Genomic DNA, 12,335 nt, shown 5'->3' with positions numbered 1-12,335 from the left:
GTTGTATGATCAGGCTACGAGTTCTTCTTTCGTTGCTTTTTGTTCTTCGGCAATATCGACTTCGACCCGCAGGTTGTTGACGATGTGTTTCTGCCTATCCGGTGTGTTCTTGCCCATGTAATATTCCAGCAGCTGGATTATTTTTTGCTCTTTTGAGAGGATAACCGGATCTAGACGCATATCTTTTCCGATAAACAGGCCGAATTCATCAGGCGAAATTTCACCCAATCCCTTGAAGCGGGTGATTTCAGGCTTACCGCCTAATTTGTGTATTGCACGTTGGCGTTCTTCGTCGCTGTAGCAATAGATCGTTTCTTTCTTGTTGCGCACACGGAACAATGGGGTTTGCAAAATGGACACATGGCCCGCCTTGACCAGATCAGGAAAGAACTGCAAAAAGAACGTCATCAGCAGCAGCCGGATATGCATACCATCCACATCGGCATCCGTTGCAATGACAATGTTATTGTAGCGTAGGCCATCAAGTCCGTCTTCAATGTTGAGGGCATGCTGTAACAGGTTGAACTCCTCGTTTTCATACACCACCTTTTTGGTGAGGCCGAATGCGTTGAGCGGCTTGCCCTTTAAGCTGAACACCGCTTGTGTCTGCACATCGCGCGACTTGGTAATGGAACCGCTGGCTGAATCGCCCTCGGTGATGAAGAGCGTGGTTTCTTGTACCCGCTCATGCTTATCGCCGTAGTGGATTTTGCAGTCGCGCAGTTTCCGGTTGTGCAGGGAAGCTTTCTTTGCCCGTTCGTTGGCCAATTTTTTTATGCCCGCGATGTCTTTGCGTTCGCGTTCCGATTGCAGGATGCGCTTCAGCAGGGCGTCGGCCGTATCCGTATTTTTGTGCAGGTAATCGTCGAGTGCCTTTTTGACAAAATCATTGATGAAAGTCCGCACGGAGGGGCCTTCCGGGCCAATATTCTGCGAGCCGAGCTTCGTCTTGGTCTGCGATTCGAACACCGGTTCTTGCACTTTGATAGCAATGGCGGCGATGATGGATGCCCGGATGTCAGACGCCTCAAAGTCTTTTTTATAGAATTCGCGAACGGTTTTTACCACAGCTTCGCGGAATGCTGCTTGATGCGTACCGCCCTGGGTGGTGTGCTGTCCGTTTACAAACGAATAGTACTCTTCACCATATTGCTGCCCATGGGTAAGGGCAATCTCGATGTCGTCTCCCTTTAGGTGGATGATGGGATAGCGCATGGACTCTGCATCGATGTTACGTTCGAGCAGGTCTTTCAATCCGTTTTCAGAGACGAATCTCTTGCCGTTGAAGTTAATGGTAAGGCCGGAATTGAGGAAAACGTAATTCCATATCATGTTTTCGACAAACTCCATGCGGTAGTGATAGTGCCGAAAGATGCTATCGTCCGGGTAGAAAGTCACTGCTGTACCGTTGCGCTGGGTAGTGGTCTTCTCTTCATCTTTCAACAATTCACCCATACTGAATTCAGCGATGCGCGTTTTGCCTTCACGGTAGGACTGGACTGTGAATGAAGAGGAAAGCGCGTTCACCGCTTTGGTACCTACACCGTTCAAACCTACCGACTTTTGGAACGCTTTGCTGTCGTACTTTCCGCCGGTATTGATTTTCGATACGACATCGACTACTGAGCCAATGGGAATTCCGCGCCCATAGTCACGGACAGACACTTTTTGCTCAGTAACGGTAATCTCTATGGTTCTTCCGGCACCCATGACAAACTCATCGATCGAGTTGTCTATTACCTCTTTGAGCAGCACATAGATTCCATCGTCATAAGCAGAACCGTCACCCAGTTTACCGATGTACATCCCCGGCCGCAGCCGGATGTGTTCTTTCCAATCAAGCGAGCGTATGCTGTCTTCGTTGTATGTGGTCATTTTCTTAGACGCTAGATATCAGACATTAGACTTTATTATCCGCCAAATACCAAAGCCATGCAATAATACGGAATTTTGATGATTCTACATCGCACTCACCTTCACTCTTATTCCGTCACTATGGCTGCTGAACTCCGGCGCATACATGCACTGGATTGTGCTGATGCCATTAGAAAAGTCTCCTGCTTGAGATACAAACACAGGGTATTCAAAGACGTAAGTACCCTTTCGTAAACGATCGAAGAAAAAGTTGGTGGCCACGTCACGGGTACTCTCATAATAGCCCAGTCCGCCTTGATAACGGAATCCGCTCAACACGTTAATCGGTTCGAAGCAGGCAGCACGCATATCTTTGAGGTGCACATGCTCCATATCACGGTCCACGCGGAGCTCGATACGTACTGTCACCTTGTCGCCTACTTTCAACGGCTTGCGCTCCGTGATCTCCTCGAGCACGGGGCCGCGGTCGGTATTCCGTTCGACATAAAGTTGTTTCCGTAGGCTGAGCGGAGTTTCGGCAGCAGTAATTTTATCGAGATCTTCGAAATACTGCCAATAGACCGCACCCCATGCGACGCCGTCGTTAGCCGTTTTGTCAACCTTCACGGCGATGTTGCCCATATCCGATGTGACGGCGTCGGCGTCGAAGCGTTTTTTGAAATATCCCGTACCTGCTTCGGTAGTTTCATTAGCCGAGCGAATCGTTTCCGTTCCCAAGGAGACAGTCACTGAGGGTTCATTCACCAGCCAGTCACTGCCTTGTAGCAAAAGTGCATAGACCGCGTCGGCAGTTGACTTGGTCGTGCCCCAATGCTGGGTCTGTTTTTGCTTGAGCAGCCAAACCTTGAGGTCATCAACCTCCCCGGTGTCTTCGGCGACTTCGGCAAAGGCCTCGATGAGCAGTGCCTGAGCTTCAATCGGCGCTTCATACCACCAATATCCACGGGGCATGGATTTCCAGTACATACCCAGTTCAGGGCTATGGCTGGCGGTTTCGCGCAAAGAGGCCATGATTTCTGCGGTAGTCTTTGTATTGCCGCCGCGATGGAAAGCCAATGCCAATTGCCCTTTCAGGTATGGATTAAATACCGCCCAGAACTTGGCGGCTTGCGCCATGTAAAATTCATACGCGGCACGGCTTTCACTGTGGGGCTGGTTTTGAAGTAGGCTACGCATATAGAGGTATTGCACATGCGGATATTCGATATGCTGTTTGCTGAAATCAGCCTGATCGGCGACCAAGCGGTCGTGGTCAGCTTTGATTTGCCGATCGACATAGTCTACCGCTTTCGCCAGAATTGCCGCCGCCGTTTCCGATGCAGCAGTTTCCACGCCCAGCCGTTGCAGGCGGGCGATGCCTGTAGCGATGTATTGCGTGATGTATCGGTCGGCCATCATGCCCCTGAACCAAGGGAAACTTCCGTCAGAACGTTGTATCTCGGCTAGTTTGGACAGGTTGTGTTGAAGCCCTTGCGCAAGTTTGTGGCTGTCGAAGAGCAGCGCGATGCGACGCTTCTGTTGGCTCTCGTCTGCTGCCTCCATGACCCAGGGCGTTTCTTCCAGTAGCGCCGATTTCAATTCTTGGTTTTTTTCCAGGTTGGACAATAGGGCGGCAGTATCTTTGGTCGCCCATTTATCAAAAATCGCCTTTACCTTTGGCGATTGCCCGACGATGTGGGCCGCCAACGCCGTCGAATAAAAGCGGTTGAATACCTGTTCGGCGCATTCGTACGGATACTCCATCAGGTACGGCAGCGCTTGCACGGCATACCAGGCCGGATTGCCTGTAAATTCCACGGTAAGGGCATGGTTGGTCAGCGTGTTGCTTTCCGGATTGAGTAATGTATGAAGAGAGAATGCCTTGCTTTCGTTACCGCGGACAGGCAGCGGCAGCGTTTCGGTGACCATCATACGATTGGTCATCACCGGCAGTGTGTTTTCTTCGCCGTCGGTGAAGTTGCCGGCCTTGGCGGTGATGCGCACGACAATCGGTTCAAACCGATCGTCGGGGACACGAAGCGTCCAGTTCACCGTTGTGCTCTGATTTTCCGCTACGTTGAAATCCTGCCCGGTAATTGTTCCACCGAACCCATCGATATGTTCAAGCGAAACCGCATCCAGGATTTCCAGTTGCGCCACACCTCGCAGCGCTTGGCCACTGATGTTGCTGATCTTGCTGCTGATCTGGATGTCGTCTCCCTGGCGCAGAAAGCGAGGCAAGTTTGGCATAACCATTAGGTCTTTCTGCGTTTTGACGCTGCCCTGGAGGTATCCTGTTTTCCAATCGGTTGTGTGGGCAAATGCCATCAGCTTCCACTCGGTAAGCGCTTCGGGCATGGTGAACCTTAGTGACACGTTGCCTGCTGTGTCTGTACTTAATTGCGGGAAGAAGAAGGCTGTTTCCTGGAGGTTGGTTCGCGCGGGTATCGGGGTTGTCTCACGTGCACTAGGAATATCAGTGGATAGTGTGTCTTCTGCTTCAGCGGTTGCGGCTTTTTGCTGTTGGTCATATCCTGCCACTGCCAATTCCTCCACCACGGCAGCGTTAGCATCCGTGCGGCGGGCAGGGGCCTGGGCTGTCGCTATGCCACGCACGAGGAACCGGTTGCCGTGCAGCCTGCTTTGGACAGGATAATTCAGCAGCTCATCGTATCGCTTTATGTATTCTGCCGGCCGTGCACCATTAATCGTATTGTGCCAGGTATACCCCGAAAGTGCGCCGAATCCTTGGTTGGTTTGCCAATATGTGCCTACATCCCGGATGGGCGAGAGTTTGTCCCAGTACCAAGCATGGGATTTCAATGCATCGAGCGATGCATCGTAGAGGCCGGCCAGCAATTCCGCCGCAACGGCTTCCTTTTGATGACCTTTAATGGTGAGTCGCCATTCCTCGGTCTCACCTGGTAGCAGTTTATCACGGTGTGTGGCCCATTCGAGCTGAAGGTCGCGGTTGGACCAGGGGACAGCGATTTGTCGCGTAGCTGTGTACACCCGGCTGTTGTATACATAAAGCCAGGAAAACCCAAGTCCGCCCCGGTCGTTCTCATCGATCGTGCGTTCGACCGTGCGAACATCGGAGAATGCTGAAAATTCCGGATTGATGTCGCTGTTCGTTTCCAGCACATAGGTACTATCGAATCCCGTTTTTACCGTCATCGCCAGTGTGTCACCGGGGCTGAGCACGGATTTCGGTGTCAAGATCAACAACGGCACTTGTGTCAGTGCCCCATCTGAAAGGCCGGCTACATAGGTGTATTTCTTTTCGGTAACCTTATTGCCCTGTGGATCAGTGGTTTTTAGTGTGATTACGTGCCAGCCTTCCTGTTTCCATACCGAAGTGGGCAGCGTTGCTGTTTGCCTCATCCCGGTGTTTAGCTTGGTGGTCCATGTAGTGGATCCCACTGGCCAGTTGAGGTGATCGGCTTCGTCTGTGTATTCGTCATCAGGAAAATAGCGGCGAAACTCGGCTTCGGTCATCACATGGCGGTCCGGGTTTTCCCAAAGGCGCTTGCGGTATATTTTGCCCGGAAATCGGAGCGGCGCGACGGACACTTCCACGTCTGCCGGAGTTGCGACACCGTTGAGGTTTTGCGTCGTAATGGCGAGTGTTTGGGGTTGCCGCGCATCCAGCTGTTCAGCAAGTTGAGCAGCCAGCTGCAGTGAGCGATAGCCAGCGCGAATCACGTGGTTGTTGCTTTGTGTCTCCCCGTTGATATCCGTCACGTCAGCGTAAACCGTATAGGAGAATACAGGCAGTGTTTCCGGAGCGAGCTGTTTGTCGGGGATGGTGGTAAAGGTGACTTCGAACGAGCCGTCAGGCTGTGTTTGTATGGTGCCGTTGGCGATCTCCATTTCTGGCGATTGCGGTTGGCCCCAGCGATAGAACCTCCAGTAATACGGAAAGCGTGCACGGCGCACAACGCGGTATTTCACTTCAGCGCCGTCGACTGGATTGCCGGCATACGCCGCCGCCTTTCCCCTCACGGTTATCTGTTCGTTCAATCCGGCGTTCGCTTTCAGTGTGTCGAAGGTGACCTGAAATCTGGGGCGTTTGTATTCCTCGACGGCGAAATACGCTTGGCCATTGCTGGTTTCAATGCGCATGGTGCCGGTGAGTCCGCCTTCGGGTGCGGTGAATTTGCCGGCAAAGGAACCAAAACCGTTGGTGGTTAGCTTCAGCGATGTCACCCGTTGATTGTTTGTGTCATATAGCGTTATCTCAGCCTCGTGGTTTGGAAGCACGCTGTTATTATTCTCTTTTTTGTTGTTTTCTATTACAATTCCTTTGAAGTGGATGGTCTGGCCAGGCCGGTAGAGCGCACGGTCTGTAAACAAGAAGGTACGTGTCGTAGTTTCCTGTTGGTCGTCCTGCCATTGGCCATAAGGGCCGAAGTAACCATCGGTCTGCAGGGTGTCGCCATGCGCTGCAATCTGTATGCGATTGATGCTGCTCTTATGATTTGAAATGGCGATAGCGGCCCTGCCGTCTTCGTCTGTCCGTGTTTGGCCGATTGTCCGATAGCTATACTTTCGATTGTGCGTATCCCAGTGGTTTTCCTGGAAGACCACCTGTGCTCCGCGGATAGGCATTCCCGATTTCCGGTGCAGTGCAACCAGCGAGTGGTTTCCCTGTTGGTTGTTTACCACCATGCTCAAGGCAGAAACTTGTATGCTTGCCGCTTGCAGCGTATTCTGTTCAAAGCCGAAATCCGGACGTGCCGAGGCCACGATGAGGTAGTTGCCCGCAGGCAGGGGGTCAAGTTTGATTTCTGTACGGTGCTCGTGTAGGTCCTCGGTACCCGGCAGATTTACTTCCCAGGCCTTTAGCGGTTTGCTGCGCAACAGTTGGTTGCGTTTTTTCTCGTCAAGGCGGCGGTTGCGGTCCGGCAGCTCTTCAGGCCAGCGGTACAAGCGCAGAAAGATTTTGCCCAGGTTTCGATACGTGACAAGCAGCCTGTTGTTTTCATTTGGCAGCAGTACTTGCTCGGTCTGTAAGCCAAGTGATTTGCCCATGATAGCATGACGCAACTGCTCGGCATTAGACGCGCCCTCCGATCCGGGGAAGCGAGCAATCAGTGCGTTGAGCTGTTCCAGTAGCCTGCGGAGACCCAATGAATCCTGCTGCGCGCTATGGGTGCTGTTGAACTCGAATTGGAGCAGCCGGTAAACCACTTGCGCTGTAGCCTCTGCATCCGGATAGCGGCGTGCTAATGCTTGCAGCGCATTTCGATATAAGCTGTCCTTAGCAGCGTGTACCGAGTACTGATGCACAAAGGCCAGCCGGTGCAAATCAGCGTCGATGAGTGCATCTGGCCGGGCATCCTCCATATGAAAGGCAAGTAGTTGCTGGTAGGTATGCAGCGCTCGGAAGTGCAGCGCTCCGGGGTCCGCTGGGTTCACTTTTACGTCGCTGAAGCGTTCCGCTGTTTCGAACCAGCGCGTGCCGTCCATTTGAAATTGGTAAGCCGGCCTGATTACGTCTTTCTCATCGTGCTGGAAAAATTCGATGGCGCGGAACGCTAAGAAGTCGTAGAGTGTAGGCCGGAGGTGCCGGGTGTTTTTGCCTTCGATAACCAACGGGGTATAGCGCTCAACGGGTATAGCTTTCAGCAGCTCACTGTTTAGAATGGACGCTTGGTATAATTCACTTGCTTTGGTGATGAAGGTTGCTGCATCCCACGTGGCGATATCGGCTGGCGGTTCAGCCGCCAGCGGCGTACGGTCGAAGATCGTCCATCGGTTTTGCTGGAAATATTGCCAGTACAGCTCGGCAGTAATGCTCTGCCACAGCGCTTTTTCAGCACCGGTAGAAACTTGTATCATCGAATCTGCCTGCTGGATGGAATGTGTGGCGGTATTTCCGTCGTTGGCTTCTTCGACGCTCATCAACAGAAGCCGCGCCCTGATTGTATTGGGTGCATCTTTCCGCCTGGTAGCCTCTTCTAAAATTTTCCTGCCGATCTTCGCAGCTGATTGCGGTAGCCCCTTACTGATGAGGGAATCGATCTGGTGCCATTCCTGCCGAAACGGATCATCTTTTTCAGATTTTTGTGCCAACGTCATCGTGACGGATACGACTGATAATAAGAAGAGGATACTGCGGACCATGTGTTAGAATTAATGTTTCTCAATGTGTTGGTGCAAACTTAGCTAAAATTGCACCATATTATATACCGTAATGACGCGTTACAGTACACCGATGCTACAATATTAATAGACGAACGCACGTTGTCAGGTCAACGTAAGGTGATTTGGGTTTACCCAATATTGTATTTACCTTAGCCTCGCGTAGCTGAATTCTTATGCCTGAATTAACCCAATACAAGCTGCTTGCTTTGAGAGCAAGCAAAAAGACCGATTTGGGCGAGAGGTATTAAATAGTCAGGGCCACGAAGCGATCTGTTTAAAGCCATGGCTTTGCTGGAGCGCGGAGGGTTTCTGAATTAGGGAGATAATAACAGTAAAAAAATGAAATATTTAGTTAGTTGGGCGGCCATCAGCGTATCGTTGGCCGTGGCATATGGGCAGCCTGATCCGGTAAAAAGTCTTTCACTTCAACGGGCGGAAATGGTGTTGGATTCCATTTATTCGCTGTATTCGACAGGGGATGCTTCACTACTCCGAGAAAACTATCCCCACGATAGTCAATATCGGGCAGATTACCTGGCCGATGGGCAAACGGCATTGTCCAACCGCTATGCTTACTTGTGGCCATTTTCGGGCACGCTGTCGGCAGCGGTTGCATTGCTTGCGCATACGAACGACAAGCAATATATTACCTTGATTGACGAACGTATTTTGCCGGCCCTCCAAGAATATTATGACGACAGTAGGAAACCTGCCGCCTACGCATCTTATATCCGATCTGCAGGTCTTTCCGATCGGTTTTATGACGACAATATTTGGTTGGGAATCGATTTTGCGGAGTTGTTCTTGCATACAGGACGGAAGCAGTACCTGGAGAAAGCCAAGGAAATATGGTCATTTGTGATAAGCGGGCAAGACAGCTTGCTGGAGGGTGGAATCTATTGGTGTGAACAGAAGAAGACGTCCAAGAACACCTGTTCCAATGCTCCTGCAGCGGTGTTGGCGTTTCGGATGTTTGAGGCGACGAACGATAGCGCCTATTTTTATCGGGGGAAGGAGCTCTACGAGTGGACAAAGCGCCATTTGCAAGACCCTGAAGACGGACTCTATTGGGATAATATCAACCTTCAGAGGAAGATTGACAAGCGGAAGTATCCTTACAATAGCGGTCAGATGCTTCAAAGCGCCACCATGCTGTTCAGACTGACGGGAGATAGCTTATACCTGTCAGAAGCGAGGCGGATCGCTGAAGCGGGGCTCGGTTACTTCTTCGCCGACCTGACCACCGAGGATGGGCAATCAATGAGGCTGCTTAAAAGAAGCGACAACTGGTTCATCGCGGTGATGATGCGAGGCTATGCTGCCTTGTACGATATCGATGGTGACCGACGGTATCTTGATGCATTTCAGCGAAGCTTGGACTACGCTTGGATGCAGGGCCGTGATGCGCATGGCTTGTTCGGAAAAGACTGGAAAACCAGGCCACGCGAGAATACCCGAAAATGGTTGCTTGACCAGGCGGCGATGGTTGAAATGTATGCGCGGTTAATTGATTATTAAGTTTTTTTGTTATTTTAGCTCATCTTTTGATGAGTTGAAATGATCGAAAAAACAATAAACAGAAGAATTGCACTTCGCAACCTTCTTTTTATCGCTGGAGGCACTCTTGTGCTTCCGGCCTGCTTCCGGGGGTCTGGGAAAGCCAGCATTGATCTAAAAAATCTGACAGTTAGCGCGGACGAAGAAAATCTGCTCGCCGAGGTAACCGAAACGCTTATCCCGGCTACGGATACGCCGGGAGGAAAGGGACTGTTCCTGCATCTTTTTGTGTTGAAGATGGTCGACGATTGCCACGGCCCCGAGGATCAACAGGCGTTTACCAAGGGTTTGTCGGCGTTCTCCGGATGGTCCCGAAGAAAGCTTGGAACAGGATTTGCCAGTGCGGACATGGCCGCACGTAAGCGGTTACTCGGGGGAATAGCCGAAAGTAGCGACGAGGACATCGCGCAATTTTTCTCAATTACGAAGCACCGAACTACCCAAGGGTACCTGAATTCTCGGTATGTGATGACCAACCTGGTGAAATACGAGCTGGTGCCGGGCCGTTATAATGGTTATGCGGAGGTATGATATGGCAAATCTTGCAATAGACAGCGTAAAAGAACGTACGTTTGACGCCATCGTTATTGGCTCAGGCGCCAGTGGGGGCTGGGCAGCGAAGGAGTTTACCGAAAAGGGCCTGAAAACACTAGTGCTTGAACGGGGGCGTGACGTGGTGCATGTGAAAGATTACCCGACCACCAACCTATACCCATACGAATTGGAACACCGGGGTGAAACAACTTATCAGGATAGGCAGGCAAATCCTATTGCTAACCGTTGTTATGCATACAAGGAAGACAGCCGTCATTTCTTCGTGAAGGACGATGAACACCCCTATGTCCAGGATCAGGAGTTTGACTGGATCAGAGGTTATCAGGTGGGCGGAAAATCCCTCTTGTGGGCACGTCAGACGCAGCGGTGGGCTGAATATGACTTCGAAGGCCCGGCACGTGACGGGTTTGCCGTGGATTGGCCAATTCGGTACAAGGATATCGCACCCTGGTACAGCTATGTGGAGCAGTTTGTCGGGATCGCTGGAGACAGGGACGGCTTGTCCTCACTTCCCGACGGCGAGTTCCTTCCCGGCTATCCGCTCAATGCTGCCGAAAACCACTTTAAAAAATCGGTGGCCGCGCATTTCAACGGACGCCATGTTATCAGTGCACGATGTGCACATCTATCCCAGCCGCAGCCCATACATATACAGCAGGGCCGGGTACAATGTCAGAACCGCGTCTTATGCCAGCGGGGGTGCCCTTTCGGCGGTTATTTCAGCAGCAATTCTTCCACTATTCCGTGGGCGCAGAAGACTGGTAATCTTACGATGAGGCCTTTCTCGGTCGTACATTCCATTTTGTATGATAAAGAAAGCGGCAAAGCTACCGGCGTGAAAGTGATCGATACGAACACCAAGGAGGAATTGGACTTCTTTGCCAAGGTTATCTTTGTCAATGCATCCGCATTGAATACCAATTTGATTTTACTCAACTCCACGTCGGAGCGTTTCCCGAACGGCCTTGGCAATGACAACGGTTTGCTGGGTAAATACATCGCGTTCCATAACTACACCGCCCGAATCAGTGCCGAGTACGATGGATTGCTTGAATTCAAGACGGATGGGCGTAACCCGGCAGGTGGTGGATATATACCTAACTTCCGGAATGTGCAGCGGCAGGAAACGGATTTTCTGCGTGGCTGGGCCGCTGCGTTCGGCGCAAGCCGCCAGCAACTGCGTGACACGGAGGGGATAGGGGAGCAATTAAAAAGCAACCTGCTGAATGCTAAGCTGAGCAACTGGAAGATTCATTCGCACATGATGGCGGAGACTATTCCAAAGGAGCACAACAGCGTTTGGCTGGACAGCGACAAAAAAGACGCTTGGGGCGTACCATTGCTGCATATTTCGGTGTCCTATGCAGATGACGACTGGAAGCGCCGGCAGGACTATTATGACCGGATGACGGAAATGTTCGAAACAGCTGGCTTTACCAACATCAAAACAACCGACGACAACCGCCGCCCGGGTAATGACATCCATGAAATGGGTGGTGCTCGTATGGGACATGACCCTAAGACCTCGCTGCTGAACAAGTGGAACCAGTTACATAAATGCAAAAATGTGTATGTAACCGATGGTGCCTGCATGACCTCTACGGCCACGCAAAATCCCACGCTCACGTATATGGCACTTACAGCACGGGCGGTTGACCATGCGGTAAGCGAACTAAAACGTGGTAATTTATAGTTATCTGCCGAAGTCGTCTTGAACGCGCACGATGTCGTCCTCGTCAGACGGGTTGCCTGCGTCAGTATGCTGCCAGATTTCAGCTAGCACGCCCCATTCGTCCAACCCCACCAGACGGTGGCGCTCGCCCTGGTTCAGGCGGATGACGTCACCAGGATTGAGGATCTGCAGCTCGTTCTCTTCATCGGTGTCGCTGGTGACTACGCCTACGATGCCGCGTACCACCTGCCAAATCTCCGCACGGCGGTGATGATACTGCCAAGAGAGGCGCTTTCCCGGAGCAACGACAAGGATTTTGGGGCTGAGCTTGCCCGCTATTTTGAGCTCCTGTACATCCAGCCCGTTGAAATATGTATTTGCAAACTGCTGTGCCTGCGACTCCTCGATTACAAAAAAGCCACCCCATGGACGGGTTTGGTCCTGCTTGACAACTTGGAAACCTTGTTCCTCAAGTGTGCCTTCAATCTCCTTGAAAAGTTCTTCCTTCGCTTGGTAAGTCATTGGTTCATCTTTTTTCAAGCGGCTA

General features: G+C 51.6%; 6 protein-coding genes. 3 read left to right on the top strand and 3 right to left on the bottom strand.

Features of this window, described 5'->3' with window-relative positions:
* Positions 1–9 precede the first annotated feature (9 nt).
* Both ACFOET_RS12275 and ACFOET_RS12270 read right to left on the bottom strand, forming a co-directional pair.
* Positions 10–1,875 (bottom strand): DNA topoisomerase IV subunit B, encoded by a 1,866-nt coding sequence (locus ACFOET_RS12275; protein WP_379023030.1) that lies wholly within the window; start codon positions 1,873–1,875, stop codon positions 10–12.
* 84 nt (positions 1,876–1,959) lie between these two features.
* Positions 1,960–7,983, bottom strand: coding sequence for an alpha-2-macroglobulin family protein (locus ACFOET_RS12270; protein ID WP_379023028.1), 6,024 nt, complete (start codon positions 7,981–7,983; stop codon positions 1,960–1,962).
* Positions 7,984–8,343: 360 nt separating this feature from the next.
* On the opposite strand from ACFOET_RS12270, the gene ACFOET_RS12265 reads away from it, so the two are divergent.
* Genes ACFOET_RS12265 through ACFOET_RS12255 form a run of 3 tightly spaced genes read left to right on the top strand, consistent with a single transcriptional unit; the run spans position 8,344 to position 11,809 of the window.
* On the top strand, positions 8,344–9,522 hold the full coding sequence (locus tag ACFOET_RS12265; protein ID WP_379023026.1) for a glycoside hydrolase family 76 protein: 1,179 nt from the start codon (positions 8,344–8,346) through the stop codon (positions 9,520–9,522).
* 39 nt (positions 9,523–9,561) lie between these two features.
* Positions 9,562–10,092, top strand: coding sequence for a gluconate 2-dehydrogenase subunit 3 family protein (locus tag ACFOET_RS12260; RefSeq protein WP_379023024.1), 531 nt, complete (start codon positions 9,562–9,564; stop codon positions 10,090–10,092).
* Between the two features lies 1 nt (position 10,093).
* Positions 10,094–11,809, top strand: a complete 1,716-nt coding sequence (locus ACFOET_RS12255) for a GMC oxidoreductase (protein WP_379023022.1) — start codon at positions 10,094–10,096, stop codon at positions 11,807–11,809.
* Here the strand turns inward: ACFOET_RS12255 and ACFOET_RS12250 are convergent, their stop codons facing one another.
* The gene (locus ACFOET_RS12250) at positions 11,810–12,310 is read right to left on the bottom strand and encodes a cupin domain-containing protein (protein ID WP_379023020.1); all 501 of its coding nucleotides are present in this window, start codon (positions 12,308–12,310) and stop codon (positions 11,810–11,812) included.
* Between the last annotated feature and the right edge of the window lie 25 nt (positions 12,311–12,335).

The sequence above is a fragment of the Parapedobacter deserti genome (assembly GCF_042646065.1).
Classification (GTDB): Bacteria; Bacteroidota; Bacteroidia; order Sphingobacteriales; family Sphingobacteriaceae; genus Parapedobacter; species Parapedobacter deserti.
The sequence above is the reverse complement of the archived record's forward strand: the minus strand, read 5'-3'. Positions and strand labels throughout refer to the sequence as shown.